The sequence below is a fragment of the Bradyrhizobium sp. BR2003 genome, from assembly GCF_009720285.1.
GTDB lineage: Bacteria > Pseudomonadota > Alphaproteobacteria > Rhizobiales > Xanthobacteraceae > Bradyrhizobium > Bradyrhizobium elkanii.
In genome coordinates, this window is record NZ_SMYJ01000009.1 from 314,274 (window position 1) to 340,608 (window position 26,335).

Genomic DNA, 26,335 nt, shown 5'->3' on the forward strand with positions numbered 1-26,335 from the left:
GATGGCCGCCACAGCATGACGTCAGCGGCTCCCTCGCTTTCCTCGCCGGTCGGCGTCATCGCCGGCGGCGGCGCCATGCCGTTCGCGGTCGCCGACTCCCTGGTTGCGCGCGGCATCACGCCGGTGTTGTTCGCGCTGCGCGGCGCCTGCGATCCGGCGCGCGCGCAGCGGTTTCGTCACCGCTGGATTTCGGTCGGCCAGCTCGGGCGGGCGACCCGGCTGTTCCGCGACGAAGGCTGCCGCGATCTGATCTTCATCGGCACCTTGGTGCGCCCCGCGCTGTCGGAGATCCGGCTCGACTGGGGCACGCTGCGCCTGCTCGGCCACGTCGTGCGCGCATTTCGCGGCGGCGACGATCATTTGCTGTCGAGCGTTGGCCGCATCCTCGAGCAGCAGGGCTTCCGCATGGTCGGGATCAAGGATGTCGCGCCCGATCTGTTGATGCCGGAGGGAGCCGTGACGCGCGCGGCGCCCGACAGCACGGCGCTCGCCGATATCGCACGCGGACGCGGCGTGCTCGACGCGCTCGGCCCGTTCGACATCGGTCAGGCGGCCGTGGTGATCGACGGTCATGTGGTGGCGGTCGAGGATATCGAGGGCACCGACGGGCTGCTCGCGCGCGTCGCGCGGCTGCGCGCCGAGGGCCGCATCCGCACCAAGGCCGGCCGTGGCGTGCTGGTGAAGGCGCCGAAGAGCAGGCAGGATTTGCGCTTCGATCTGCCGACCATCGGCCCGCGAACGGTCGATGGCGCGGCAGCGGCCGGCATCGCCGGCATCGCCGTGATCGCCGGCAATACGCTGGCCGCCGAGCCGCAGGCCCTGGTCGAGGCCGCCGACGCCAAAGGGCTGTTTGTCATCGGACTGGCGGGCTGATGCAGGTGCGCAGTCCCAGCACCGCTCCCAAGATCTTCCTCATCGCCACCGAGGAATCCGGCGACCGCCTCGGCGCGGCGCTGATGCAGGTGCTGCGCCAGCGCCTTGGGGACGCTGTGCAGTTTTCCGGCGTCGGCGGCCGGGCGATGACGGATCAGGGCATCGCCCCGCTGTTTCCGATCGAGGAACTCTCGATCATGGGCTTTGCCGCTGTCGTGAAGCAATTGCCGAAAATCCTGCGATTGATCCGGCGCACAGCCGATGCCGTGCTCGCCGACGCGCCTGACATGCTCGTCATCATCGACAGCCCCGATTTCACCCACCGCGTCGCCCGTCGCGTCCGCGCCCGCAACCCGAACATTCCGATCGTCGACTACGTGTCGCCCTCGGTCTGGGCCTGGCGGCCGGGCAGGGCGCGCGCGATGCGGCGCTATGTCGATCACGTGCTCGCGCTGCTGCCGTTCGAGCCGGAGGAATATCGCAAGCTGCAGGGGCCGCCGTGCAGCTATGTCGGCCATCCCCTGACCGAGCAGCTCGCCTCGCTGCGGCCGAACGAGGACGAGCAGAAGCGGCGCGATGCGCAGCCTCCGGTGCTGCTGGTGTTGCCCGGAAGCCGGCGCAGCGAGATCAGGCATCATCTGGCGCTGTTCGGCACGGCGCTCGGCCAGCTCAGGAAGCAAACGTCGTTCGAGCTCGTGCTCCCCACCATGCCGCATCTCGAGGCGATGGTGCGCGAAGGCGTCGCGTCGTGGCCGGTGGTGCCGCGGCTCGCGATCGGCGAGACCGAGAAGCGCGCCGCGTTCCGCATCGCCCGCGCTGCGCTCGCGAAGTCGGGCACGGTGACGCTGGAGCTCGCGCTGTCAGGGATTCCCATGGTGACGGCCTATCGCGTCGGCGCCGCCGAGGCGTTCATCCTGCGCCGTGCGATCCGCGTGCCCTCGGTGATCCTCGCCAATCTCGTGATCGGCAGCGATATCATTCCCGAGTTCCTGCAGGAGGACTGCACGCCGGACAAGCTCGCGGCGGCGCTGGGCGACGTGCTTGCGGATTCACCCGATCGTCTGCGGCAGCTCGTGGGGTTCGCGACGATGGACGGGAAGATGTCGACCGGCGACCAGCCGCCAAGCGTCCGCGCAGCCGACATCGTGCTGGCAGAGATGGGCCGCCGTTCGACCTAAAGCGCGATGTGATTAGGTTGAATCGCACTTTTCCGGATCATGCTTTAGCCAATCGATCGTGTTCGCGTTCAGCGGCGACATCCCGCCGCAACGATCCCGCTTGCGCTGAATATTTAGACCGTACTAATATTAGCTATAGCTAATATTAGTACGGAGCCAGCCATGAAGATCGATCCGGTCGCCTATGTCGGAGCCGTCGTTCGCGAAGTCGCCTTCCGGACACGCGACGGCAAGCCGGCGCGGGCGGTGATCGCGACCCGCAGCTACGACACCGGCATCGCCGATCTCTGGGATGTGCTGACCAACCCCGAACGCATTCCGCGCTGGTTCCTGCCGATCTCGGGCGACCTGAGACTTGGCGGCCGCTATCAGTTCCAGGGCCACGCAGGCGGCGAGATCACGACGTGTGAGCCGCCGCGCCGGCTTGCCGTCACGTGGGAGTCCATGGGCACGGTCAGCTGGGTTACCGTGACGCTGGCCGCGAATGGCCCGGACGCCACGCGCCTGGAATTGGAACACCTCTCGGTGATCGAGGGCGACTTCTGGGACCGCTACGGGGCCGGTGCGGTCGGCGTCGGCTGGGATCTCGCGCTGCTCGGGCTCGCGCTCTATCTGGCCATGCCGCCCGGCGAGGAATTCGACCGCGCCGCGGCGTCGGCGTGGCCGGCAACCGACGACGGCAAGGAATTGATCCGCCGCGCCAGCGAGGATTGGTGCAGGGCCTCGATCGCGGCGGGCACCGAGGAGGCTGCGGCGCGCAGATCGGCCGCAAATACCACGGCGGCCTATTGCGGCGAGCCGGAGCCGGGGAGCGGAGGCTAACGAGAGATGCACGCCTTCGACATCCTCGGCGATCCCGTCCGCCGGCGCATCCTGGAGCTATTGGCGACCGGCGAGCACAGTTCGGGCGACGTCGTTGCCGTCGTGCAGCGCGAGTTCGGCATCACCCAGTCGGCGGTCTCGCAGCAATTGCGGATCTTGCGGGACGCCGGTTTCGCGTCGGTGCGCGCCGAGGGTACGCGCCGCATCTACGCGGTCGAGCCGGCGCGGCTGCGCGAGGTCGACGACTGGCTCGGCCGGTTCCGGGCGTTCTGGCTGCCGCGCCTGGACGCGATCGCGACCGAAGTCGCGCGGGGCAAACGAAAACGGCGCCATCAGGAATGATGGCGCCGTCCCGGATTTTCTTGAGCGATGCAGCTTACTTGCGCTTGTCGATCTGCACATAGTCGCGGCGCGCGACGCCGGTGTAGAGCTGGCGCGGACGGCCGATCTTCTGCTGCGGATCCTCGATCATCTCGCTCCACTGGCTGATCCAGCCGACGGTGCGGGCGACCGCGAACAGCACGGTGAACATCGAGACCGGGAAGCCCATCGCCTTCAGCGTGATGCCCGAATAGAAGTCGACGTTCGGGTAGAGCTTGCGATCGATGAAGTAGGGATCGCTGAGCGCGATCTTCTCGAGCTCCATCGCGACCTTGAGCATCGGATCGTCGCCGTGGCCGGTCTCCTTCAGCACCGCGTGACACATCTTCTGCATGATCTTGGCGCGCGGATCGTAGTTCTTGTAGACGCGGTGGCCGAAGCCCATCAGGCGAACTTCGCTGTTCTTGTCCTTCACCTTGGCGATGAAGTCCGGAATGTTTTCGACCTTGCCGATGCCGTAGAGCATGTTGAGCGCGGCCTCGTTGGCGCCGCCATGCGCCGGGCCCCACAGGCAGGCGATGCCGGCCGCGATGCAGGCGAACGGGTTGGCGCCCGAGGAGCCGGCAATGCGCACCGTCGAGGTCGAGGCGTTCTGCTCGTGATCGGCGTGCAGGATGAAGATCTTGTCGAGTGCGTCGGCGAGCACCGGATTGATCTTGTACTCCTCGCAGGGCACCGCGAAGCACATGTTGAGGAAGTTCTCGGCAAACGAGAGCGAGTTCTTCGGATACACGAAGGGCTGGCCGATCGTGTACTTGTACGCCATCGCCGCCAGCGTCGGTACCTTCGCGATCATTCGCATCGAGGCGATCATGCGTTGCCGCGGATCGTTGATGTCGGTGGAGTCGTGGTAGAACGCGGCCAGCGCGCCGACGGCAGCAACCATGATCGCCATCGGGTGAGCGTCGCGGCGGAAGCCCTGGAAGAACCGCGCCATCTGCTCATGCACCATCGTGTGATGGATCACGCGATAGTCGAAGTCCTTCTTCTGCGCCGGAGTCGGAAGATCTCCGTACAGCAGCAGGTAGCAGGTCTCGAGGAAGTCGCCGTGCTCGGCGAGCTGCTCGATCGGATAGCCGCGGTATTCGAGAACGCCGGCATCGCCGTCGATGTAGGTGATCTTCGACTGGCAGCTGCCGGTCGAGGTGAAGCCGGGGTCGTAGGTGAACACCCCGGCCTGGCCGTAGAGCTTGCCGATGTCGATGACATCAGGCCCGACCGTGCCGCTCAGGATCGGGAAATCGTAGTTCTTGTTGCCGATGGTGAGTGTGGCTGTCTTGCTGGATTTTGCGTCCATCGTGATATCCCCGATGAATTCGTTGCGAAAACCGACCTTGCCCAGTCGCTAAATTGCGGCCCATGGCGGGGCGGAACGGCTTGTGGAGAAAGCGTCCCGGATTGGGTAGCTCATTGCCATGTGCGCTGCAAGATGGACCCTGGAGGGGGTCCATGCAGGATCACGCCGCCTGATCGGCGAGGCGGGCAAGGCACTCCTGGCGTCCCAGCACGGCCAGCACGTCGAATATGCCCGGCGACGTCGTACGTCCCGTCAGCGCCACCCGCAGCGGCTGGGCGACGGCGCCGAGTTTCAGGTTGTTCTGCTCGGCGAAATTCCGCATCGCGGTCTCGGTGGTTTCCGCCGTCCAGTCGTTGACGGTCTCCAGCGCGGTACGCAGGCGGCCGATCAACGCGCGCGTTTCCGGCGTCAGCAGCGCCGCCGCTTTCGGATCGAGCGCGAGCGGACGATCGGCGAAGATGAAGTAGGCGCCCGCGATCAGCTCGATCAGCGTCTTGGCGCGCTCCTTCAGGCTCGGCATTGCCCGCAGCAATTGCGCACGGGTGGTGTCGTTGAGCTTGGCCTTCAGCGCGGCGCCCTCGGGAACATAATCCAGCACGCTCTCGAACTGGGTCACGAGGGATTGATCGTCGCTCTGCCGGATATAGTGACCGTTGAGGTTCTCCAGCTTGGCGAAATCGAACCGCGCCGCAGAACGGCCGATGCCCGCGAGGTCGAACGCGTCGATCATCTCCTGGGTCGAGAAGATTTCCTGATCGCCATGGCTCCAGCCGAGCCGGACAAGGTAGTTGCGCAAGGCGGCCGGCAGGTAGCCGAGCGCGCGGTAGGCATCGACGCCGAGCGCGCCATGGCGCTTCGACAGTTTCGAGCCGTCGGGACCGTGGATCAGCGGAATGTGGGACATGCTCGGCAGTTCCCACTCCAGCGCGTCGTAGATCTGCTTCTGACGCGCGGCGTTGATCAGGTGATCGTCGCCACGGATGATGTGAGTGACGCCCATATCGTGGTCGTCGACCACGACCGCGAGCATGTAGGTCGGGGTGCCGTCGCCGCGGAGCAGGACGAGGTCGTCGAGGTTCTCGTTCTGCCAGACCACGCGGCCCTGTACCTGGTCCTCGATCACGGTTTCGCCGGTCTGCGGGGCCTTGAGGCGGATGGTCGGCTTGATGCCAGCAGGCGCGGTGGCCGGATCGCGGTCACGCCACATGCCGTCATAGAGGCGGGTGCGGCCCTCGGCGCGCGCCTTCTCGCGCATCGCGGTGAGCTCTTCCGGCGAGGCATAGCAGTAATAGGCGCGCCCGGCGGCGAGCAGGCTTTCGGCGACCTCGCGATGGCGGGCGGCGCGGCTGAACTGGTAGATGACCTCGCCGTCCCAATCGAGTTCGAGCCATTTCAGGCCGTCCAGGATGGCGTCGATCGCCTCCTTGGTCGAGCGTTCACGGTCGGTGTCCTCGATCCGGAGCAGCATCTTGCCGCCGAGCTTCCTGGCATAGAGCCAGTTGAACAGCGCGGTGCGGGCACCTCCGATATGGAGGAAGCCGGTCGGTGAGGGGGCGAAGCGGGTAACGACGGGTTTGGTCATGATCGAGCGAGACGTATGCGGGAACGGCCGTGGTGTATAACAGGAACCGGACATAACTAAACCCCCGGGCTGACCTTTTGCCCGCCAAAGCAAACTTGAAACCAGGCTTGAAACCGGACTTGGCCGGACGGCACGAATTTGGCAGAAGGTTGAGCTGACTCCTCCAGGGAACCCTTTGATGACGACTGACACGACGGCAGAGGCAGGGCGCGACTTCATCCGCGACATCGTCCAGGCCGATCTCTCCTCCCACAGGCACAACCGGATCGTGACCCGTTTTCCGCCGGAGCCGAACGGCTACCTCCATATCGGCCACGCCAAGTCGATCGCCCTGAATTTCGGCATCGCGCAGGAGTTCGGCGGCCAGTGCAATTTGCGCTTCGACGACACCAATCCGACCAAGGAGGAGCAGGAGTACATCGACTCCATCCAGGCCGACGTCCATTGGCTCGGCTACGACTGGGGAGCCAACCTGTTCTATGCGTCGGACTATTTCGAGCGCCTGTACGATTGGGCCGAGGGCCTGATCAAGGCCGGCTATGCCTATGTCGACGATCAGTCGCAGGAGGAGATCCGCATTTCCCGCGGCACGCTGACCGAGCCCGGCAAGAACTCGCCGTTCCGCGACCGCTCGATCGAGGAGAACCTCGACCTGTTCCGCCGCATGAAGGCCGGAGAGTTCTCGAACGGCGCACGCGTGCTGCGCGCCAGGATCGACATGGCCGCCGGCAACATCAACCTGCGCGACCCCGTGCTCTACCGCATCCTGCACGCCCACCATCCGCGCACCGGCGACAAGTGGTCGATCTATCCGAGCTACGACTACGCGCACGGCCAGTCCGACGCGATCGAGGGCATCACCCATTCGATCTGTACGCTGGAATTCGAGGATCACCGCCCGCTCTATGAGTGGCTGCTCGACAAGCTGCCGGTGCCCTCGAAGCCGCGCCAGTACGAAATGGCACGGCTGAACCTGACCTATACGCTGCTGTCCAAGCGCGTGCTGACGCAGCTCGTCCGCGACGGCCACGTCTCGGGCTGGGACGATCCGCGCATGCCGACGATTGCCGGCTTGAAGCGGCGCGGCGTGCCGCCGGCGGCGGTGCGTGAATTCATCAAGCGCATCGGCGTCGCCAAGGCCAACAGCGTGGTCGATGTCGGCATGCTCGAGTTCTGCATCCGCGAGGAACTGAACCGCACGGCACTGCGCCGGATGGCGGTGCTGCGGCCGCTCAAGGTGGTGATCGAGAATTATCCGGAAGGGCAGGTCGAGGAGATCGAGGCGATCAACCATCCCGACAATCCGGAAGCCGGCACCCGCAAGATCGCGTTCGGCCGCGAGCTCTACATCGAGCGCGACGACTTCATGGAGAATCCGCCGAAGAAGTTCTACCGCCTCTCGCCCGGCAATGAGGTGCGGCTGCGCTATGCCTATTTCATCAAGTGTACCGGCGTGGTGAAGAACGATGCCGGCGAGATCGTCGAACTCCGCGCGACCTACGATCCCGCAACCAAGGGCGGCAACGCGCCCGACGGCCGCAAGGTCAAGGCGACGATGCACTGGTTGCCGGCGGCGCAGTCGAAGCCGGCGGAGATCCGTATCTACAACCAGCTGTTCGCCAATCCGAGCCCGAACGCGGCCGATTTCGCCGCCGATCTCAATCCGCAGTCGCTCGAAGTGCTAAAGGATGCGCGCGTCGAGCCGGCGATCGCCGAGAGCAATTCGCCCGACCCGATGCAATTCGAGCGGCAAGGCTATTTCGTGCGCGATGCGGATTCGACGCCGGACCGGCTGGTGTTCAACCGCACGATCGGCCTGCGCGACACCTTCGCCAAGGAAGTCGGCGGCAAGGGCTAGCCGAGAGGAAGCGCGTCCCGCGCGGACCAGCGGACGGGGGGATCGATGCCTGACGAATCCAACGAGATCGCCTCCGCCATCATCGCCAGATGGTCGGCGGGCTTCAGCAGGCTCGATGCGGATGCGCTAAGCGCGCTCTATTCGAAGAGCGCGTTCTTCTTCGGCTCGAACCCGACGCTGTATCGCGGCCGCGACGGCGTCAAAGCCTATTTTGACGGTCTGCCGCGCTGGCGCGCGCCGCGGGTTCGGTTCAGCGATGTCAGGGCGGAACGGGTCAATGCCGATCTCGTCAACATGGCGGGCATCGCGTCATTCTTCCTCGACGGCGACGCGCCCTCGCTCGCCGTCAAGATCACCTGGGTGATCGCGCGCGAGGACGGCGACTGGAAGATCGTCTGCCACCACGTCTCGTCGCAGACGCCGCTGATCTAGAGCGATTTCGAGCGAAGTGGACACCGGTTCGCGTGAAGAAAACGCGCCGGGAAAAGAAGCTCCTAGGTTTCGCGCTGAAGCGTGACACAAAAAGTCGAGGGCCGGCGGGCCCTCGTAGTCAGGGAGAGTGCGTAAGCAGTGCGCGGGGGGCCGGGCGTCACGCGACCCGCGGCTGCCGCTCATCCAAGCGATCTTGCACCCAACTGCAGGCTATCCGGATCTCGTTGTATCGCGAGGAGGGACGAAGGTCGTAGGCTGCCGAGGGCGGCTTCCGGGCGTTGGACCGCCCCGACTGGACGAGCGACTCAGGCATCCGACGCCGTGGTGACCGGAGACGAGTCCCCTGATCGAGCACTGGGTTGGTCCGCACAGAGCGTGCGGTCGCCGCTAGATGTCGTAGTACAAATGGAACTCGTAGGGATGAGGTCGCAATCTGATGGGATCGACCTCCTTCTTCCGCTTGTAGTCGAGCCATGTTTCGATCACATCGGCGGTGAAGACATCGTTGCGCAGCAGGAATGCATGATCGCGTTCGAGCGCGTCCAGCGCTTGATCCAGCGACCCCGGCGTCGACTTCACCTCCTTCGCCTCAGCGGGCGGCAGGTCGTAGAGGTTCTTGTCGATCGGGCTGCCCGGGTCGATCTTGTTGCGGATTCCGTCGAGGCCGGCCATCAGCATTGCGGCAAAAGCCAGATAGGGATTGCAGGAAGGATCCGGCGAGCGAAATTCGACACGCTTGGCATTTGGGTTCGGCGAATACATCGGAATGCGGCAGCAGGCTGACCGATTGCGCTGGGAATAGACCAGATTGATCGGAGCCTCATAGCCCGGCACCAGACGCCGATAGGAGTTCGTGGTCGGGGCGCAAAGCCCGCACAACGCCCAGGCGTGGGTCAGCAGGCCGCCGATGTAGTGGCGGGCGAGCTGACTCAGTTCGGCATAGTCGCCCCTGTCGTAGAACAGGTTGGTCTCGCCTTTCCACAGCGACTGATGAACATGCATTCCAGACGCGTTGTCCTCGAACAAAGGTTTCGGCATGAATGTCGCGGTCATGCCGTTCTGGCGGGCGGTGTTCTTCACCACGTATTTGTAGATCATCAGATTGTCAGCCATGCGCGTCAGCGTGGTGAAGCGCATGTCGATTTCGTTCTGCCCACCGGTCGCGACTTCATGGTGATGGGCTTCGATCTGGATGCCCAGCTGCTCCATGGTCAACACCATTTCGGTGCGGAGCGCCTGCATGCTGTCCGTCGGGGGTACCGGAAAGTATCCCTCTTTCGGGCGCGGCTTGTGTCCCAGATTGGGCGCTTCCTCCGAGCCGGTGTTCCAGCTGCCTTCATCGGAATCGATTTCGTGGAAAGCGTAATTGATGCCCTGTCCGTAGCGCACGCTGTCGAACACGAAGAATTCCGCCTCCGGACCGAAGTAGCTGATATCGGCGTGGCCTGTCGCCTTCAGGTGGGTTTCGGCTTTCTGGGCGATGTACCGGGCATCACGGCTATAGGATTGACCGGTCACAGGGTCGCGGATGTTGCAGATCAATACCAGGGTGGGTGCGGTGGAATACGGGTCGAGAAAGGCCGTGGTCGGGTCCGGAACAACCAGCATGTCGCTTTCCTGGATTTCCTGAAAGCCGCGGATCGATGAGCCGTCGAAGCCAATTCCATCTCCGAGGGCATCGACGCTCGCCGCGCTCGGAGGGACGGAAAAATGTTGCCATGCCCCCGGCAAATCGATGAAACGCAGATCGATCATCTGCACGTTCTCGTCCTTGACCGCCTTCACGATATCTTCGGCTGTTGCGCACTTCGGAAACATGGCTTCACTCCTGTCATGGAGAGCCGCGTCGTGAGATTGTGCTGCCGTTCAAGCCGCCATCGCGAGGCTCGAACGGGTCCCGCTCCACGTTCTGCTTGCTGGCAGCCTCAGCTCTGGTGTGGCCCGCGCATCAGCTTCATGGCGTCTTCGATATGTCGCCAGGTCCTGGCCAGCTCGGCCTCGCCTTTTGCTTCGAGCTCGATGGCGTTTTGGGCAGCTTCCGCAATGGCCTTGGCGCCATGTGCCTCGAGCAACTGCCGCGCATAGTTGTGGATTTCGATTTCTCGCATGGCGTCATCCTCCTCCCGTCCTGAGCGCAACCGCAAATACCGGTCGGGCCGCGAACCGCAGACGTTGACACCTGGTCAAGCGCACACAGTGTGCATCTTGCTGCGACGCGATTGCAAGAGCCCTTTCCCGGGTAGCGGGGACGCCCGGCTGGACGTGGGCTACGGATCGGCAGCGGCAACACATCGCAGGTCGGACCGATGCTTTTTTGTCCGCGCCGCACCATGTCTTCGGAAGAAGGAGGTGAGGATCATGCGCATTCAACACTGGCAGGATGCTGCCAGCCTGTTGGTGGGCGCCTGGCTGGTTGCATCGCCGTTTGCTCTGGGCTTCTCCGGGGCAGCTCTCTGGATCTCCATCGCGCTCGGATTGGGCGTCGTGCTGTTCGCCTTGGAGGCATTCATCATTCCGTCCTATCTGGAGGAATGGGGTGAGATGCTGATGGGGTTGGCTCTGGTAGTCGCACCCTGGACGTTCAGCTACCAGCAGGGATCGGTCACGACGAGCAGCGTGCTTTCCGGCATCGTGGTGATCGTGCTCGCTTGCTGGGAGCTGGCGATGGATCGTGATTTTGCCACCTGGTGGCACGATCGCTGGCATCACCGAGCCGGCTGAGAGGGAGCTGACTGAGCCGTTGGCCTGACCGCCACCAAAGGCGGCCGGAGAGGTTGGAACTGCGTAGCGCGGAATCCCCTCCATCCGGCTCCGACGTAATGCGGATACCGCTTCGCGTAAAGAAAATGCGTCAAAACAAGATTCCAGACCCCCGTTCCGATCCCATCGGAACGGGGCGCTGGTCGCCCGTCAGCAAGGTGACTCCGTCACGATGCGGCTTTCGCCTCGATCTGCTCCAAGATTCTGGTCTTGCGTGTCTCGGGCATGATGAAAACGGCGATCACGAAGCACACCGCGGGAACGACAATCGGGTAGATCAGCGCGTAGCCGATGCTGCCGGTCGCTGCGAAGGCGGCTGATGTGATGAAGGGTACCAATCCGCCGCCCCAACCATTGCCGATATGATACGGCACCGAGACCGAGGTGTACCTGATCCTGGCCGGGAAAAACTCCGCCAGAAACGCGCCGACCGGCCCGTACACCATCCCGACGTAGCAGACGAGGATGAAGATGATGAAGACGGCGACCGGATAGTTGATGTGTCCCGGCTGCGTGACCATGCCGAGCCACAGATAGAGCGGATAGTAGGTGATCGCGGCAAGCAGCATGCCTCCGAGGATCACGGATTTGCGGCCGATCTGATCCGACAGCCAACCAAAGAAGATCAGGCTCGGCGTCGCGATCAACAGTGCGGCTCCCACAATGTAGGCCGAGGTAACCGCATCGACCTTGGAGACCTGCTGCAGGAAGTACAGTGCCCAGAATTGACCACTGTACCAGACCACGCCCTGCCCGATCAGGACGACGATCGCGATCAAGATGTACTTGATGTTGGCGCTGAGGAAAGCTTCACGCCAGGGATTCCTGGTCATCTGTCCGCGTGCCTTGATCTCCTGGAAAATCGGCGTCTCCTGAAGCTGCAGGCGGATGTAGATGGCGATGGCCACCAGCAGGAACGAGACCAGGAACGGTACGCGCCACGCCCATTCGTCAAAGGCCTGATTGCCGGCCCAGGTTCGGGTCAGAACGATCACGGCCAGCGACACCACTATCCCGAGTGTCGGCGAGGTTTGTAGCCAGCCGGTGTAGTAGCCGCGGCGGTCGTCCGGAACATGCTCGGCGACGTAGGTGATGGCGCCGCCATACTCGCCGCCCAGGCAGAGACCCTGGATCATCCGCAAGCCGAACAGGATGAATGCGGCCGTCAGGCCGATCGACTGATAAGTCGGGATCAGTCCGATCGCTCCCGTTCCCAGGCCCATTCCGCTCAGCGTAATGAGGAATGTATATTTGCGGCCGACCCGATCGCCCATCCATCCGAACAGGAAGGCCCCCAGCGGGCGGATCAGGAATCCCGCAGTGAACAGCGCGATCGTGCTCAGCAGGGCTGCGACGGGGTGGGATTGCTCAAAGAACTTGACCGACAGAACCGCGGCCAGGCTGCCAAAAATATAAAAGTCGTACCATTCAATGATGTTTCCCACTGACGCGGCGACAATCACGCGACGAAAATCGCTCGGTACTTGAATTGCCATGTGTCGCTCCTCTCAAATGCAAACGCTACTCCTCGCGTTTTTCAGCGATCTATCCGCTCGCGGAGTGCGCGTGGTGCGCGGCGTTACAGGCGAGATTTGCGCGTTCGTCCGCAACGCCTGATCTCAGGGGAGTTGTGGCCGCCTGAGAGGAGCTCCAGCGGCCTTACGTGCCGCGAGCCGTCACTGCCTCATCCCTGTCTCTCCGGGAGTGGAGGCATCGGGACAGTCTATTCCTAATGTGATCGGTATCTTTATGAGACTTTCGGCTCGATCGATATGACGCAGGCGGCAGCTGTGGCCCGGCGCGAGGTCGGCAAGGCGCAGGACGATCCACCCGGGCGTTGCCGGGTCCGTATTCTGCATCCGTTCCGCTAGTCGGGGGACGGGGCCATCCGCTAGCCTGCCGCCCGGCAGGGATCGCAAGCGGAATGGCGGAGCAGGGCACGACGCCGGGCGGCAAACGCGGCTACGCGGGGACGTGGCCGCCGCGCGCGGCTGCGCCGGCCGGCGGCTTTCTCCCGGCGCGCGTCGGCATCTGGAAGCCTGTCGTCGACACATTGCGGCAATGGGCGCGTGCGGAGGCTGGCGCGGGCCGGTTGTTGCCATGGGTGCCGGTGGCGTTCGGCGCCGGTATCGCCTTCTATTTCGCGGCCGAGCACGAGCCGGTGCTGTCGGTCGCGGCCACCGTCGCAATCCTGCTCTGCCTGCTGGCGCTGCTGCTGCGACGGCGCAGCGTGTTTCCCGTCATCGCGATGCTGGCCGCGGTGGCCGCGGGCTTTGCGACGGCGACCTGGAAGACGGCGCGCGTTGCTCACACGGTGCTGGCGCGGCCGATGTTCTCGGTGGCGCTGACCGGCTTCGTCGAGACGCGCGACATCCGCGAGAAGACCGATCGTTTCGTGCTGCGCGTGGTTTCGATGGAGAGCCCGCGCGACATGACGAAGCTCGATCGGGTCCGGCTCTCGGTGAAGAAGGGCACGGCGCCCGACGTCGGCAGCTTCGTCGAGTTGAAGGCAAGGCTGTTGCCGCCGCTCGGGCCGCAGCGCCCGGGCTCCTATGATTTCGGACGCGACCTGTATTTCCAGGGCATCGGCGCCTCCGGCTTCGTGATGGGCGCGGTCAAAACCAGGGAGCCGCCTGCGACCGGCGGCTTTGCGCTGCGCTACGCCGCCTTCATGCAAGGCCTGCGCGACGCCATCGACGCGCGGATTCGCACCACGCTCGACGGCGACCAGCGCGCGATCGCGACCGCGCTGCTCACCGGCCGGCGCGACGCGATCTCGACGCCGGTCAACGATGCGATGTTCATCTCGGGGCTCGGCCATGTGCTGTCGATCTCCGGCTACCACATGGCCGTGGTCGCCGGCGTCGTGTTCTTCGCGGTGCGCGCGCTGCTCGCGCTGTTTCCGGCGCTGACGGCGGGGCATCCGATCAAGAAATGGGCCGCGGCGGCCGCGCTTGTCGCCGCGGCATTCTATCTGTTGCTGTCGGGTGCGGAGGTCGCGACGCAACGGTCGTTCTTCATGACGGCCGTGGTGCTGCTGGCCGTGATCGTCGACCGCCGCGCGATCACCTTCCGTACGCTGGCGGTGGCGGCGCTGATCGTGCTCGCGATCGCGCCGGAGGCGCTGGTGCATCCGAGTTTCCAGATGTCGTTTGCGGCGACGCTCGGGCTGGTGGCGCTGGTGCAGATCGGGCTACCGAACCTATTCGCGTCGCCCGACCATTCGGCGACCGCACGGGTTGCGCTGTGGGGCGGCCGCGAACTCACGATGCTGATGCTGGCCTCGCTGGTGGCGGGGCTGGCGACGACGCCCTACGCCGCGTTCCATTTCCACCGCGTGACGCCCTACGGGCTGTTCGCCAACCTCGCGGCGATGCCTGTCGTGTCGGCGGTCGTGATGCCGGCCGGCCTGCTGGGGCTCGTCGCCATGCCGTTCGGCTTCGACGGCGTGTTCTGGGCGATCATGGGTCTTGGCATCGACTGGATGATCCTGGTGACGCAATGGGTCGCCGCACTGCCAGGCGCGGTCGGCCGCATAGCGGCGTTCGGGATCGGGCCGCTGATCGCAGCGAGTGCCGGCATCATCCTGCTCGGGCTGCTGCGCACGCCGCTGCGCTGGTCGGGCGCGGTGCTGCTGCTGGCGGCCTCGGTCTGGGCGCTCAGGGTGCCGCAGCCGGACGTGCTGGTCTCCGGCGACGGCCGCAACGTCGCGGTGCGCGGCGGCGACGGGCGGCTGCATTTGATGCACAGCGCCAAGGATGCGTTCCTGGTCAAGGAGTGGCTGGCGGCGGACGCCGACGCGCGGACCGCCACCGATGCGTCGCTCGGCGAGGGCGTCTCGTGCGATGCCGGCGGCTGCGTGACCCAGGGACCCGGCGGCGCCTTCGTCGCGCTGGCGACCCGGCCGGAGGCGCTGGCGGACGACTGCGAGCGCGCAGGCCTGATCGTGACGGCGCGGCCGGTACCGCAGGGCTGCGCGGCATCGGTAATCGATGCCGAGCGGCTGCGGCGCCACGGCGCGCTGGTGCTGCGGCGGAGCAGGGACGGTTACGCCGTCGATGCGGTCAAGCCCGGCGGGATCGACCGGCCGTGGTCGCCGGCGGTTCCCGGCGACGGCGAGAGCGAGACGACGCTGCGCGCACCCGCCGCCGCACCGCGGCCTGCCGTGGATGCGACGCCGGCCGAGACCGATCTGCAGGGCGATGATTAGCGGTGGTCCGGGGAGGGGGCGCTCGGGAGCTCGAACAGGCCGAGATGGTATTCGTCGGAGTCGGGGCCGGCATCGGGCTTCTTGACGAGCGTGAAGGAAGCCTCGGGAAATTGCTCCCAGACTTTCAGGTCGTCGGCCGTCACCGTCAGCCAACCGAACCGGAACATGTAGCGGCCCGGTTCCGTGACGCGTCCAGCCTTTTGCCATGTGACCTTATCGACCACCGCGCACGTCCTCCGTGCCCGATGATGCGCCAAGGCGCCGGCTGACGCAAATTCCCTCCTGCGCCCCGGAAGCGGGAGTCCGGGGTCGCCCGAAATTGCTTAGGTCATCCGCCGCCGAACAGCCCATTCCGCGGCGACGATGCGCTCAACCCAAAAACAGCGTTGCGAATGCGGAGGGCCGCCGCTCCACAACCTTCGGCTTCTGCTCGACCGGCGGATGCAGCGCCGGCAATTGCAGCACGCTGACGCGCTGTCCCTCGACCAGCTGGGTCACCAGCACATGGCTGCCGTCGGGGAATTCGACCGCGTCATGATGCCGATCGGGCACGTCGGGCTCGACTTCGTTGAATACGCCGACGCGATAGTTCAGCGTCTTGGTCCAGATCCAGCGGCTGTCGTAGCGAACGTTCTCGGCGAAAGCGAGCTCGGTGCCCGGCAGCATGCAGACCGCGACAGTGGGATCGTTCTCCGAAGCAAAACCGCGGGTCGACGTGCCGCGGAACGTCGTCGTGATCAGCGTCTCTCCGACAATGGCGGGGCGCGATGCCACGGCGTGCAGACTATAGTCACACATCGGATGGCTCCTCATTTCGAGGTAGCGACCCGTGCCTCTCTTGAGGCATTGGGGCCTCTACCAGAGTGGACGATAGCGAACGAGCTTCTGCTCGTTTCTGGGCGATTGTACGACTGGTCCGAGACCGACCCCGATCACAAACACGCGACGCTGCGCGAGAGGTATCGGAGCGCATCGGGCAGGCCGTACGCTACGCTATCATGCAAGGAACGATCCGACGTGTTGCTCGTTCCCGGCCGCCGCAAGTATTTGCAATTCAGTATTTGCGATACAGGCCGATCAGCTTGCCCTGGATGCGCACCCGGTTCGGCGGCAGGATGCGCACTTCATAGGCGGTGTTGGCCGGCTCGAGCGCGATCGATGCGCCGCGGCGGCGGAAGCGCTTCAGGGTGGCTTCCTCCTCGTCGATCAGCGCCACCACGATGTCGCCGGTGTTGGCGACGTCGTTGCGCTGGATCAGCGCCATGTCGCCGTCGAGGATGCCGGCATCGACCATCGAGTCGCCGCGCACCTCGAGCGCATAGTGCTCGCCGGCGCCGAGCATGTCGGGCGGCACGCTGATGGTGTGGCTGCGGGTCTGCAGCGCCTCGATCGGCGTACCGGCGGCGATCCGGCCCATCACGGGGACCGCGACCGGACGGTTGCCGTCGTCCTCGGCGATCGGCGGCGTGCTGGCGCGCCGGCCGAGGGTGCCTTCGATGACGCTGGGCGTGAAGCCGCGTCGGCCGTTGCCGCCGCCAGCCGAGAGTTCGGGCAGCTTGATGACCTCGATGGCGCGGGCGCGGTTCGGCAGGCGGCGGATGAAGCCGCGCTCCTCCAGCGCAGTGATCAGGCGGTGGATACCGGACTTCGAGCGCAGGTCGAGCGCATCCTTCATCTCGTCGAAGGAGGGCGGTACGCCGGCCTCTTTCAGACGTTCATTGATGAAACGCAGAAGTTCGTACTGTTTGCGCGTGAGCATCTCGAGCATTCCCCCGGTTGATAGCGTCGTTCGATTCCGAGACTCTTCTGGTGGGGCCTTCAGGCGGGCCTGACCTCAGGAGCATGTGCTCGTTGCACTTGCTTCCACGCGGCTTCCCGATTGTAGACACCAGTACTCGAAACAAATCATGAACGGACACTATATGTTCGATATGTGTTCCGCAACCACTTAATTTCCGGTGAACGGATCAGGCAACGCACGATCGGTGGGGCATGAAAACCCTATTCGGGCAGTGTCAGAATCTCGCATTCGCTGCCCTTGACGGCCGCTGCCGCGAACGGCGGACGCACGAGAAGTGCCCGTGCCGCAGCGAGATTCCCGAGCAGCGACGAGTCCTGCTGCGTCACCGGCGTTGCGATCAACGTGCCGTCCTCGCGCGCTTCGAGCCGTGCCCGCAGATAGTCCTCGCGCTGGTCGTTGGCGGCGAGGTCGCGGCCGAGCAGGGCGCTCGTGCGGCGATGATGAATCACTTTCCGGCCGCTCAGCGCCCGAATCAACGGCACCAGGAACAGGAAAGCGCAGACATAGGACGACACCGGATTGCCGGGCAGGCCGATCACCCGCATCGCGCCGAGCCGGCCGTGCATCATCGGCTTGCCCGGCCGCATCGCGATCCGCCAGAACGCCATCTCGACGCCCTCGGCTTCCAGCGACCGCTTGACGAGATCGTGGTCGCCGACCGAGGCGCCGCCCGTCGTGATCAGGACATCGGCGCCGGCCTCGCGCGCCCGGCGGATGCCGGCCGTGGTCGCCTCCATTGTGTCGGCGGCAACGCCGAGGTCGACGGTCTCGGCGCCCTCGGCGCGCGCCAGCGCCCGCAGCGCGTAGCCGTTGGAGTAGACGATCTGGCCGGGGCCGGGCTGCGAGCCCGGCATCACCAGTTCATCGCCGGTCGCCAGCACCGCGACCTTCGGGCGGCAGCGCACCGCAAGTTCCGGATAGTTCATGGCGGCCGCCAGCGACAGCGCGCGGTCGGACAGGCGGCTGCCGCCGTCGAGCAGCACCTCGCCCGCACGGAAGTCGACCCCGGCCGGGCGGATGTGCCGCCCGACGCTGGCGGTCTCCGTGATCGTGATGTGGTCGCCGTCGACGGCGGTGTCTTCCTGGATGATCACGGCGTCGGCCCCATTGGGGATCACGCCACCGGTGAAGATCCGCACCGCCTCGCCGGCGCCGACTGTCCGCTCGAACGGCCGACCGGCGGCGACTTCGCCGATCACCTTGAGCCGGGCCTTCAGATCGGCCGCATCGGCGGCGCGCACGGCATAGCCGTCCATCGCCGACATCGGCTGCGGCGGCTGGGTGCGGAGCGCCGCGAGGTCGTGCGCCAGCGTGCGGTGGTAGGCGGCATCGAGCGCGACCATCTCCTCCGGCAGCGGTTCGGCGCCGGCAAGGACGGCGGACAGGGCATCGGCAACCGGCATCAGGGCCACGCTCAGAGCTCCTCAATTCCTAAAATACCAAGTGCGGTCAAAGCCCGTGCCACGTCATCCGTCGATGTCACGTGGATAGCATGAAGGCCGCGCGCCCGCGCACCTTCGATATTGGCGGCCAGGTCGTCGAAGAACAGGATCCGCGACGCCGGCACGCCGATGGCTTTTACCACATGATCATAGGCTTCGGCGTCGGGTTTGCGGAAGCCGATGCTCGAGGAAAGGAAGACGTCGCGAAAATGGCTGAGCAGCTCGGCATGGGTGACCGAGAAATGCGCGACATGGGCCGGATTGGTGTTGGAGAAGGCGTAGAGCGGCATTCGCTCGGCGGCCGCCGCGAGCAGCGGGGCGATGCCCGGCATCTCGCCGGTGAAGATCGCATTCCAGCCTTCGAGGAACTGGGCGTCCGTGATGTCGATGTCGAGCGTCCGGCGCAGGCTTTCGAAGAACGCCGCGTCGTCGATCCGGCCGATCTCGTGATGCTTGAAACTGTCGTCGACGACAAAGCGCGTGGCGAGTTCGCCGGGCGCACAGCCGGCGTGCTGCGCCCAGTGCGCCATCACCTTGTCAAAGTTGATGTCGAGCACGACGCGGCCGATATCGAACAGCAGCACGTCGACGGAGTTGGGAGAGAGTGGCGAGGTCATTGCGTGAAACCGTGTACGAGAATTGCGAGCAGGCGGCAATGTCCTCGATTTGTGCGGCAGGTGTGCGACGGGCGTTAAGCGTGCTGTCGTCCCTGCACGCACAGTGTCATCACCCGCGCATGCCGCATGCGGGTGATCCAGTATTCCAGAGACGGCTGTGCTTGCGCCGAGAGGTCGCGAAGCAGAAGGCGTGATTTGCTACCCTTCCAGAAGGAAGAAAGAACGCCAGCTCGCGCCACATCCACCGCAGTCGTCCCGGCCCCCCGTGCGCAATTGCGCACCAGGCCGGGACGACGCCGGGCGTGTTGTCGCTTGTGCGTCAAACATCCGCTTTCTCGCGACATGATTTGTCCGAGCTTTCTTCGTTGCAACCTATATTTTTGCGGGGGGGCCACGTCGGGCACACGCGCGAGCTTTCAGGGCACCGAGCGACTTGATGCCTGCATGCCTGCCGGCGGCTTGATGCTTGCCGGCGGCTTGGTGCCCGCCGGGCGTAGCTCTCACATCCGGGACAGCGCCAAGCCGAGGTAACCGATCAGCGCACCGGTGCTGAGAATGATGACGACGAGCGCCTGCTCCGAGCGTGCTTGCAAGGTTTTCCGGGTCACGGGTTGAACGCTCCGTCTTCGAGATTCATGCGGTCCAACGAACAGCATCAATTTCCGTTCCGGTCGTTGTCGGGGAACCTTCATGACGTGCCCATGCAGGCCGCACACCCGGACGAGCGACGCGACGAACGCGGAACAGGAGCGCGGCTCGGCCGCCTATGAGGGCGGCGCGATCCCCGGAACGGGGAAAGCGCGGCACATCTCGACGCTGTTCGATCTCAGTCGCTTGACGACCGCTGCATCTCCCTTCGACCGGAGGGATTCCGCAATGAGTTCGGCGATAAGGCGCATTTCGGGCTCGCCCATGCCGCGCGTGGTCGCCGCCGGCGTCCCGAGGCGAATGCCGCTCGGCTTGAGCGGCGGACGCGGATCGTCGGGAATGATCTGCTTGTTTGCGGTGATCCCGACGGCGTCGAGGATGTTCTCGGCCGCGCCGCCGTCCAGGCCGACGCTGGCCACCGTATCCACAACCATCATGTGATTGTCGGTTCCGCCGGTGATCAACGTCATGCCGCGTTCCATCAATGCTTCGGCCAGGACCTTCGCGTTGCGCATGACCAGCCTTGCGTGGGCCTGAAAATCGGACGTCGATGCCTTCTTCAGCGCGACCGCGGTTCCGGCCACAACGTTCATGTGCGGACCTCCCTGCAATCCCGGGAACACCGATGCGTCGATCTTGCCGGCGAACTCCCGGCGACAAAGAACGATGCCGCCGCGCGGCCCCCGAAGCGTCTTGTGCGATGTCGTCGTCATCACGTCGAAACCCGCATCGAGCGGATTGCGCAAGGCGTTGCCGGCGATCAGGCCGCCGTAATGGCTGACGTCGGCCATGGTCAGTGCACCCACCTCATCGGCGATGCTCTTGAAGGACGCATAATCCAAATCGCGCGGATAGGAGCTGTAGCCGCACAGCACCAGCTTCGGACGGACGTGCCGGGCCATGGCGCGGAGCGCATCGAAATCGATGGCGCCGCCGTTTGATGGCTGCGTCTTGTAGCGGGCGAAGTTGAAGAGCCGCCCCATGTGCGACACCGGCGCGCCATGGGTGAGATGGCCGCCGTGTGACAGGTCCATTGCCAATATCGTATCGCCGGGCTGCAGCAGGCCCAGATACACGGCCTGGTTCATTGGCGACCCGGACAGAGGCTGAACGTTGGCATGTTCGGCGCGAAACAGCGCGCAAGCTCGCTGTCGGGCAAGGTTCTCTATCTGGTCGGTAAATTCCTGGCCGCCGTAATAGCGGCGTCCCGGATAGCCCTCGGAATACTTGTTGGTGAACACCGATCCAAGCAGCTCGAGAACCTCGGGATAGGTGTAGTTTTCCGACGGAATCAGCTCGACGCCGTCTTGCTGGCGGCGCTCTTCGCCCTCGAGCGCAAGGGCAACTTCCGAATCGTTGAGGTGGAGTTCATTGCGGAATGACGGCATGGTCCGGGCTCCCTAAGACGCTGGATCATCAGCTGAACGGGTTGCCCAGGCGAACGGCGCTAGAACCCTTCGCGCTTCACCGTGGTCAATTCCACGTAAGCTCGCCAGTCGCGCGAGGGGCGAATGAGCCTGCGGAACTCATCGCGAGCAGAAGGTTATCCAATCCCCGGCGCGCTCGCAAGAGTTGGCTGTCGCCGCCGCGGGCTCAGCGCTCGCCGAGATCGAGCTGCGTCAGGAGGCCTTGTCGCAGCGCGAGGCGGACCAACTCGATATCGGTGCCGACGCCGAGCTTGTCCTTGATCAGGGAATGCAGGTTCGCGACCGTCTTGGGGCTGAGGTGCAGCGCCTCGGCGATTTCCTCGGTGGTGTTTTCCGCGAGCAGCATCCGCAGCACCTCGAATTCCCGCGCGGTCAGGAGGTCGGCAGCCTTCGTCTCGCCGGCAAGGTGGCTGAGCGCGAGCTCGTGGTCGATATCCGGGCTGATCGCGATCTTGCCCGACAGCGCATCCATCACGGCGTGCACCAGCGTCTCCGGCGGGCTGGTCTTGGTGACATAGCCGCTCGCGCCGGCGCGGATCGCCTGCACGGCAAAGGCCGCGTTCTGGTGCATGGTGAACACCAGGATTCTTGCGCGCCTGTCCCACTGCCGGAGGCGGCGGATGGCCTCGATGCCGCCGATGCCGGGCATCGAGAGGTCCATGATGACGAGGTCGGGCCCGGTCTCCTTGTAGAGGCGGTAGGCCTCGACGCCGTCGGAGGCTTCGGCGACGACGCAGAGGCCCGGCTGCTTCTGCAGCATCGCCCGGTAGCCCTCCCGGACGACGGCGTGGTCGTCGACCAGCATGATGGTTCGTGCCGCATGGCTCATGCCGCGCGCTCCGCCGGTGCAGCCTCTCGGCTGGCCGCGACGGGAACGATGACGCGGAGCGAGGAGCCGCTGGGCTGTCCGGTCTCGAAGCTGAGCCGCCCGCCCAGCGCGGCGACCCGTTCGCGCATGCCGAGCAGGCCGAGGCCGGACCTGAGCTGGGGATCGCCTTTGGGATCGGGATCGCCGGGCTGGCCGTCATCGTCGATCGCGAGCGCGATCGCGCTGTTGCCGCCGCCGGGGGGCGCCTCGTGCATCTCAAGCCGCAGCATCACGCGCGTGGCGCCGGCATGCTTGGCGGCGTTGGTGAGCGCCTCCTGCACGATGCGGTAGAGATTGGCGCCGACGGAGGCGGCAAGGCGCTCGAACGATCCCGATATGGTGATCTCGAACCGCGGCTGTCCCCGGCTGCGGCCGTTCCAGCCGGCAACCAGGCCCTCCAGGCTGGCCGCAAGTCCGAGTTCGTCGACATCGGGCGGGCGGAGCCGGAAGAGGGCACCGCGCAACGTCTCCATCATGTCGGTCGCGGTCCGCGCGATACCATCGCATTCGGCGAGCAAGGGCGGGCAATCCGCGGCCGCGCTCTGCCGCGCCGAGGCGGCGAGCGCGCGGATGGCGGCCAGCGACTGCCCGAACTCGTCATGCAGCTCGCGCGCGAGGTGCCGGCGCTCCTCGTCCTGCACCAGGATCAGTTTCTGCGTCAGCGCGTTGCGGTCGGAGAGCGCGGCGGAGAGGCGCTCGGCGAGCTGGTTGAAGACGTCGCCGATCGCCGACAGTTCGGCGAGATCGAACGCCGGCAGGCGCGCGGCGAGGTCGCCTGCGGCGATCCGCTCGAGCCCGTCGCGGATCTGCCGCGTCGGACGCAGCGCGCGCGCGAGCGCCGCATAGACCAGGGCGCAGAGCAGCGGCAGCGCGATCATGAACACCGCCATCAGCCGGCCGGCATCGTGCCAGGCCTCGGCGGTCGGCACCGCCGGATCGATCCAGGCCACCGCCTCGCCGATGGCGTTGCCGCGCGAAACCACCTGCCGCACCGCCTCGCGGCCGGGATCGAACAGGCGGCGATAAAGCGCCGCGAAGGCCAGCGGCGGCGCTGCCGTGTCAGTCTGCGCGCCGCCGCAGAAGCGTTGGCTGATCTCGCCGCTATTGCTGCGAAAGGCGATGCACAGTCCCGGTGTCATGACCGTAGCGGCAACGCTGTCGAGATCGGGAAAGCCGGAACGCGCATTGTTCAGCCACTGGATCTTGCTCTGCTGCAACTCCAGCGTCTTGGCGGCGACATCGGCGACGGCCGCGATCCGCCCGCGTACCGAGCGGTCGGCCTCGATCAGGAAATAGCCGGAGATGACGGCAAAGCAGAGCGTCGAGACGATCGCCACGCGCAACGTCAGCCGCAGTTTCAGATCGCTTCCGGACCAAATCCACATTGGCGTATCCTCAGAGATCGCAGACGAGCCTCAGTGCGCGGTCGCGGGCAGGGCCGTCGCGCACATTAAACGGCAGAACGGAGGCGCCGAGAAGCGCCGCCATGGGCGCGGACCATCGTCGTGAAATTTTCCCGGCACCGGGCGGGAGGCACTCCGCTGCGGCGCGGAGGCGCGCCGGCCTAGGCTGCGACCGACCCGCCCGCGCCAGCATCCGAAAGGCCCAGACCATGCATCAGTCCCGTCTCGTCTTGCACGCCCTTGCGTTGATCGGCCTTCTGGCCGGACCTTGTCCACTGCGCGCCGAAGCCGGCGCAGCGACGGTGTTGCCGCTTGGCGTCAGCATCGACGATTTCAGCTATGTCGACACCTCGGGCGAGGTGATCGACCAGACCGCCGCGCATCAGAAGCGGCTCGACGCGTTCATGCGCGCGCTGCGCGCCGACGTCGCCGCGGAGCCGCGCTATCGCCTGGTGCCATCGACGGCGCCCGCAGGCGAGGCCCGGATCAAGGTGGTCGGCGGCGTGCAGAAGATGAGCACGCTGGTGCAGTGGGCCAAGGTGGCGGTCATCGATGTCGAAGCGAACCAGGTGCTCTACGAGAAGCTCTACACGTTTCGCGGCGACACTGACGAGGCATGGGACCATGCGCGGACGTTCGTGTCGCGCGAGGTGCGCGGCGTTCTCGCGGCGGCGCTGCCGCCGGCACAGACCGCCACGGCCGCGCCGATCGGGCTTGCGGTGTTCGAATTCGAGCTCGAGGACACCTCCGCGGCGCCGTCGTCCGGCCTTGCCGACGCCGATGCAGCCTACCTCGCCGATGTCACCAAGGGCGTGCGTGACCGGCTTGCGCAGTCGGGCCGCTACCGCCTGGTCGATACCGGCGCCGCGACCGCGGAGCCGGTCAAGGCACGTGCGCTGCGCGACTGCGACGGCTGTGAAGCCGCGATCGCGCAGCAGCTCGGCGCCGATCAATCGCTGATCGGCGTCATCAGGCGGGTCAGCCGGACCGAATACACGATCGGCTTCCAGCTGCGCGACGCCCGCAGCGGCGCGGTCGTCTCACGCGGCGACAGCGGCCTGCGGATGGGAGCCGATTATTCCTGGACCCGTGGCGCGGTCCGCCTGGTCGGCGACCGCCTGCTCGAGGGTGGGGCGCAGCGCTAGGGATGCGCCGCGGCTGCAACTGCAACTGTGGCAGGCGCACCATAGCAAAGTGCGATAGCTGCTAGACACACCGTCATCTGGCTCCGGGTTCATGCGTGCGCTATCACCGCCGTCTGATCACCGCACAGGAGCCGCCGATGCGTTTGCCCGCCATCCTCTTCGCTCTCACGCTCGCCGCAAGCCCCGCGACGGCCGAAGAGCTGTCGGGTACGCTGCAGAAGATCAAGGAGACGAAGAAGGTCACGCTCGGCTTTCAGGAGGCTTCCGTTCCCTTCAGCTATCTCGACGACAATCAGCGGCCGATCGGCTTTGCGCTCGACATCTGCCTGAAGATCGTCGATGCCGTGAAGAAGGAGCTCGGCGTATCTGACATCGCCGTCGACTACCTCCCGGTGACTTCGTCGAACCGCATTCCGCTGATGGTCAACGGCACGGTCGATCTGCATTGCTCGGCGACCACCAACAGCGCGGACCGCCAGAAGCAGGTGACCTTCACCAACACGCACTTCCTCAGCGCGACACGCTTTGCCGCCAAGAAGTCCGCTGGGATCAACACGATCGACGATCTCAAGGGCAAGTCGGTCACCGCCGTTGCGGGCTCGGTGAACCTGACGCAGCTCATCAAGGTCAATACCGAACGCAAGCTCGGCATCAACGTTTCCCGGCCAAGGACCAGGCCGAGGCGTTCCTGATGCTGGAGACCGATCGCGCCGAGGCCTACGCGCTCGACGACGTCCAGCTCGCGGTTGCGATCGCGCGGTCGAAGCAGCCTTCGCTCTACATGATCAGCGAGGAGGCGTTCTCGAAGGCAGAGCCGTTCGGCATCATGCTGCGCAGGGATGACATCCCGTTCAAGGCGCTCACCGACCGCGCCACGGCGGAGCTCTACAAGAGCCCCGGGATCGAGGTCATGTACAGGAAATGGCTGGAAGCGCCGACCCCGCCGAAAGGTATCAATTACAACGTGCCGATGTCGCCGGCGCTGCGCCACGCGTTCGCCAATCCGAGCTCGAGCTTCGATCCCGATGTGTACGAGGTTGCGAAGTAGCGGCTCTTGCAGACGCGCCCGCGCAAATCGATTGTGGTTCTCGGAGATCGTTCACTCACCCCGTGACCAACAGCAGTCCGTGTGCCTCCAATGATTTACGGCCCCAGCGTGACGGCTGGGGCCGCAGGAGGTGGTGTGTGCCTCTGGGGCAATGAATCAGAGGACAGCCTCTGAACCGCACACCGATGACAATGTTCCAACCGGCTGCGGCCGGTTGCGCCATGCTGCCATGCAGACTGAGAAGCTTGCAGACCGCGCCGGGACCGTACCATCATGACGTGCGCCGGCCCGAATCGAATGCGGGCCCGGTGGACGCCCCAGCATTCGGCCTTCGGCCCCAGAGGGTGCCGGGGTCACATTTCCGCTTGCAGCTGATCTTTTTCGTTATGCCGATTGTTCTGCGGAGCCGACATTGAACCACGACGCATTGGCCAAGCTCACCGTCGCCATCATAGTCCTGGTCGCGTTGCTGGTATGGCGCGTTGCCGACCAGAAGAAGTCGATTGAATGCGGAGCAAATTGCCCGACCGACCTCTCCGCGAG

At 65.4% G+C, this 26,335-nt stretch carries 22 protein-coding genes, 1 pseudogene and 1 riboswitch; of the genes and pseudogenes, 10 read left to right on the forward strand and 13 right to left on the reverse strand.

Annotated features, from left to right (window positions below; all coding sequences use genetic code 11):
- Positions 1-15 precede the first annotated feature (15 nt).
- The 4 genes from E2I15_RS05945 to E2I15_RS05960 all read left to right on the forward strand — a co-directional run bounded on the left by E2I15_RS05945 (position 16) and on the right by E2I15_RS05960 (position 3,215).
- Positions 16-873 carry an LpxI family protein gene (locus E2I15_RS05945; RefSeq protein ID WP_137477869.1) on the forward strand — a complete coding sequence of 286 codons (858 nt, stop codon included), beginning with the start codon at positions 16-18 and terminating at the stop codon, positions 871-873.
- Positions 873-2,051, forward strand: coding sequence for a lipid-A-disaccharide synthase (gene lpxB / locus E2I15_RS05950; RefSeq protein WP_137477870.1), 1,179 nt, complete (start codon positions 873-875; stop codon positions 2,049-2,051). Before E2I15_RS05945 ends, lpxB begins: the two co-directional genes overlap by 1 nt.
- Positions 2,052-2,213: 162 nt before the next feature.
- Entirely contained in the window at positions 2,214-2,873 is a 660-nt protein-coding gene (locus E2I15_RS05955; RefSeq protein WP_137477871.1) for an SRPBCC family protein, read from the forward strand.
- 6 nt (positions 2,874-2,879) lie between these two features.
- Positions 2,880-3,215, forward strand: a complete 336-nt coding sequence (locus tag E2I15_RS05960; RefSeq protein ID WP_137477872.1) for an ArsR/SmtB family transcription factor — start codon at positions 2,880-2,882, stop codon at positions 3,213-3,215.
- 34 nt (positions 3,216-3,249) lie between these two features.
- Here the strand turns inward: E2I15_RS05960 and gltA are convergent, their stop codons facing one another.
- Together gltA and gltX are read right to left on the reverse strand one after the other, a co-directional pair.
- Positions 3,250-4,551 carry a citrate synthase gene (gltA, locus tag E2I15_RS05965; protein WP_137477873.1) on the reverse strand — a complete coding sequence of 434 codons (1,302 nt, stop codon included), beginning with the start codon at positions 4,549-4,551 and terminating at the stop codon, positions 3,250-3,252.
- A 160-nt stretch (positions 4,552-4,711) separates the two neighbouring features.
- A complete protein-coding gene (gene gltX / locus E2I15_RS05970) occupies positions 4,712-6,133 on the reverse strand; it encodes a glutamate--tRNA ligase (RefSeq protein WP_137477874.1) in 1,422 nt (473 codons plus the stop codon).
- Positions 6,134-6,311: 178 nt separating this feature from the next.
- Here gltX and E2I15_RS05975 point away from each other — a divergent pair, with 178 nt between their 5' ends.
- Positions 6,312-7,991: a glutamine--tRNA ligase/YqeY domain fusion protein gene (locus E2I15_RS05975; RefSeq protein ID WP_137477875.1), complete on the forward strand. Its 1,680-nt coding sequence runs from the start codon at positions 6,312-6,314 to the stop codon at positions 7,989-7,991.
- Between the two features lie 45 nt (positions 7,992-8,036).
- The gene (locus tag E2I15_RS05980; RefSeq protein WP_137477876.1) at positions 8,037-8,423 is read left to right on the forward strand and encodes a YybH family protein; all 387 of its coding nucleotides are present in this window, start codon (positions 8,037-8,039) and stop codon (positions 8,421-8,423) included.
- A gap of 387 nt (positions 8,424-8,810) precedes the next feature.
- Here E2I15_RS05980 and glnA read toward each other — a convergent pair whose 3' ends face one another.
- The gene (gene glnA / locus E2I15_RS05985; protein ID WP_137477877.1) at positions 8,811-10,241 is read right to left on the reverse strand and encodes a type I glutamate--ammonia ligase; all 1,431 of its coding nucleotides are present in this window, start codon (positions 10,239-10,241) and stop codon (positions 8,811-8,813) included.
- 107 nt (positions 10,242-10,348) lie between these two features.
- A complete protein-coding gene (locus E2I15_RS05990) occupies positions 10,349-10,531 on the reverse strand; it encodes a hypothetical protein (RefSeq protein WP_028339672.1) in 183 nt (60 codons plus the stop codon).
- A 250-nt stretch (positions 10,532-10,781) separates the two neighbouring features.
- Between E2I15_RS05990 and E2I15_RS05995 the strand changes: the two genes are divergently transcribed.
- Entirely contained in the window at positions 10,782-11,144 is a 363-nt protein-coding gene (locus E2I15_RS05995) for an SPW repeat protein (protein WP_137477879.1), read from the forward strand.
- A gap of 206 nt (positions 11,145-11,350) precedes the next feature.
- On the opposite strand, the gene E2I15_RS06000 is transcribed toward E2I15_RS05995, so the two are convergent.
- Positions 11,351-12,679 (reverse strand): MFS transporter, encoded by a 1,329-nt coding sequence (locus tag E2I15_RS06000; RefSeq protein WP_137477880.1) that lies wholly within the window; start codon positions 12,677-12,679, stop codon positions 11,351-11,353.
- 428 nt (positions 12,680-13,107) lie between these two features.
- Between E2I15_RS06000 and E2I15_RS06005 the strand changes: the two genes are divergently transcribed.
- On the forward strand, positions 13,108-15,393 hold the full coding sequence (locus tag E2I15_RS06005; RefSeq protein WP_137477881.1) for a ComEC/Rec2 family competence protein: 2,286 nt from the start codon (positions 13,108-13,110) through the stop codon (positions 15,391-15,393).
- On the opposite strand, the gene E2I15_RS06010 is transcribed toward E2I15_RS06005, so the two are convergent.
- From E2I15_RS06010 to E2I15_RS06045, 8 genes are all read right to left on the reverse strand, one after another.
- Complete coding sequence (locus E2I15_RS06010; RefSeq protein WP_069276929.1) at positions 15,390-15,617, reverse strand: hypothetical protein; 228 nt, start codon at positions 15,615-15,617, stop codon at positions 15,390-15,392. The genes E2I15_RS06005 and E2I15_RS06010 overlap by 4 nt on opposite strands.
- A gap of 145 nt (positions 15,618-15,762) precedes the next feature.
- A complete protein-coding gene (locus tag E2I15_RS06015) occupies positions 15,763-16,191 on the reverse strand; it encodes a hypothetical protein (RefSeq protein WP_026192810.1) in 429 nt (142 codons plus the stop codon).
- Between the two features lie 256 nt (positions 16,192-16,447).
- A complete protein-coding gene (lexA, locus tag E2I15_RS06020) occupies positions 16,448-17,152 on the reverse strand; it encodes a transcriptional repressor LexA (protein WP_016841600.1) in 705 nt (234 codons plus the stop codon).
- 242 nt (positions 17,153-17,394) lie between these two features.
- The gene (locus tag E2I15_RS06025) at positions 17,395-18,606 is read right to left on the reverse strand and encodes a molybdopterin molybdotransferase MoeA (protein ID WP_137477882.1); all 1,212 of its coding nucleotides are present in this window, start codon (positions 18,604-18,606) and stop codon (positions 17,395-17,397) included.
- A gap of 2 nt (positions 18,607-18,608) precedes the next feature.
- The gene (locus E2I15_RS06030) at positions 18,609-19,253 is read right to left on the reverse strand and encodes an HAD family hydrolase (protein ID WP_137477914.1); all 645 of its coding nucleotides are present in this window, start codon (positions 19,251-19,253) and stop codon (positions 18,609-18,611) included.
- A gap of 764 nt (positions 19,254-20,017) precedes the next feature.
- Positions 20,018-21,289: a serine hydroxymethyltransferase gene (gene glyA / locus E2I15_RS06035; RefSeq protein ID WP_137477883.1), complete on the reverse strand. Its 1,272-nt coding sequence runs from the start codon at positions 21,287-21,289 to the stop codon at positions 20,018-20,020.
- 36 nt (positions 21,290-21,325) lie between these two features.
- A riboswitch (ZMP/ZTP riboswitch) is annotated at positions 21,326-21,411 on the reverse strand.
- Between the two features lie 83 nt (positions 21,412-21,494).
- Positions 21,495-22,157, reverse strand: a complete 663-nt coding sequence (locus E2I15_RS06040) for a response regulator transcription factor (RefSeq protein ID WP_137477884.1) — start codon at positions 22,155-22,157, stop codon at positions 21,495-21,497.
- On the reverse strand, positions 22,154-23,581 hold the full coding sequence (locus tag E2I15_RS06045; RefSeq protein WP_137477885.1) for a sensor histidine kinase: 1,428 nt from the start codon (positions 23,579-23,581) through the stop codon (positions 22,154-22,156). Before E2I15_RS06045 ends, E2I15_RS06040 begins: the two co-directional genes overlap by 4 nt.
- A gap of 227 nt (positions 23,582-23,808) precedes the next feature.
- Between E2I15_RS06045 and E2I15_RS06050 the strand changes: the two genes are divergently transcribed.
- Together E2I15_RS06050 and E2I15_RS06055 are read left to right on the forward strand one after the other, a co-directional pair.
- Positions 23,809-24,744: a DUF3280 domain-containing protein gene (locus E2I15_RS06050; RefSeq protein WP_170991443.1), complete on the forward strand. Its 936-nt coding sequence runs from the start codon at positions 23,809-23,811 to the stop codon at positions 24,742-24,744.
- 137 nt (positions 24,745-24,881) lie between these two features.
- Positions 24,882-25,792: pseudogene (locus E2I15_RS06055) on the forward strand (amino acid ABC transporter substrate-binding protein).
- Positions 25,793-26,335 lie beyond the last annotated feature (543 nt).

Coding starts and splice junctions, on each gene's coding strand:
- E2I15_RS06015 (WP_026192810.1), bottom strand. CDS start 16,191: ATGTGTGACTATAGTCTGCACGCCGTGGCATCGCGCCCCGCCATTGTC.
- glnA (WP_137477877.1), bottom strand. CDS start 10,241: ATGTTTCCGAAGTGCGCAACAGCCGAAGATATCGTGAAGGCGGTCAAG.
- E2I15_RS06040 (WP_137477884.1), bottom strand. CDS start 22,157: ATGAGCCATGCGGCACGAACCATCATGCTGGTCGACGACCACGCCGTC.
- E2I15_RS05980 (WP_137477876.1), top strand. CDS start 8,037: ATGCCTGACGAATCCAACGAGATCGCCTCCGCCATCATCGCCAGATGG.
- E2I15_RS06000 (WP_137477880.1), bottom strand. CDS start 12,679: ATGGCAATTCAAGTACCGAGCGATTTTCGTCGCGTGATTGTCGCCGCG.
- E2I15_RS05995 (WP_137477879.1), top strand. CDS start 10,782: ATGCGCATTCAACACTGGCAGGATGCTGCCAGCCTGTTGGTGGGCGCC.
- E2I15_RS06005 (WP_137477881.1), top strand. CDS start 13,108: ATGGCGGAGCAGGGCACGACGCCGGGCGGCAAACGCGGCTACGCGGGG.
- E2I15_RS06030 (WP_137477914.1), bottom strand. CDS start 19,253: ATGACCTCGCCACTCTCTCCCAACTCCGTCGACGTGCTGCTGTTCGAT.
- E2I15_RS05945 (WP_137477869.1), top strand. CDS start 16: ATGACGTCAGCGGCTCCCTCGCTTTCCTCGCCGGTCGGCGTCATCGCC.
- E2I15_RS05955 (WP_137477871.1), top strand. CDS start 2,214: ATGAAGATCGATCCGGTCGCCTATGTCGGAGCCGTCGTTCGCGAAGTC.
- E2I15_RS06050 (WP_170991443.1), top strand. CDS start 23,809: ATGCATCAGTCCCGTCTCGTCTTGCACGCCCTTGCGTTGATCGGCCTT.
- E2I15_RS05975 (WP_137477875.1), top strand. CDS start 6,312: ATGACGACTGACACGACGGCAGAGGCAGGGCGCGACTTCATCCGCGAC.
- E2I15_RS05960 (WP_137477872.1), top strand. CDS start 2,880: ATGCACGCCTTCGACATCCTCGGCGATCCCGTCCGCCGGCGCATCCTG.
- gltX (WP_137477874.1), bottom strand. CDS start 6,133: ATGACCAAACCCGTCGTTACCCGCTTCGCCCCCTCACCGACCGGCTTC.
- E2I15_RS05990 (WP_028339672.1), bottom strand. CDS start 10,531: ATGCGAGAAATCGAAATCCACAACTATGCGCGGCAGTTGCTCGAGGCA.
- gltA (WP_137477873.1), bottom strand. CDS start 4,551: ATGGACGCAAAATCCAGCAAGACAGCCACACTCACCATCGGCAACAAG.
- glyA (WP_137477883.1), bottom strand. CDS start 21,289: ATGCCGTCATTCCGCAATGAACTCCACCTCAACGATTCGGAAGTTGCC.
- lexA (WP_016841600.1), bottom strand. CDS start 17,152: ATGCTCACGCGCAAACAGTACGAACTTCTGCGTTTCATCAATGAACGT.
- E2I15_RS06045 (WP_137477885.1), bottom strand. CDS start 23,581: ATGTGGATTTGGTCCGGAAGCGATCTGAAACTGCGGCTGACGTTGCGC.
- lpxB (WP_137477870.1), top strand. CDS start 873: ATGCAGGTGCGCAGTCCCAGCACCGCTCCCAAGATCTTCCTCATCGCC.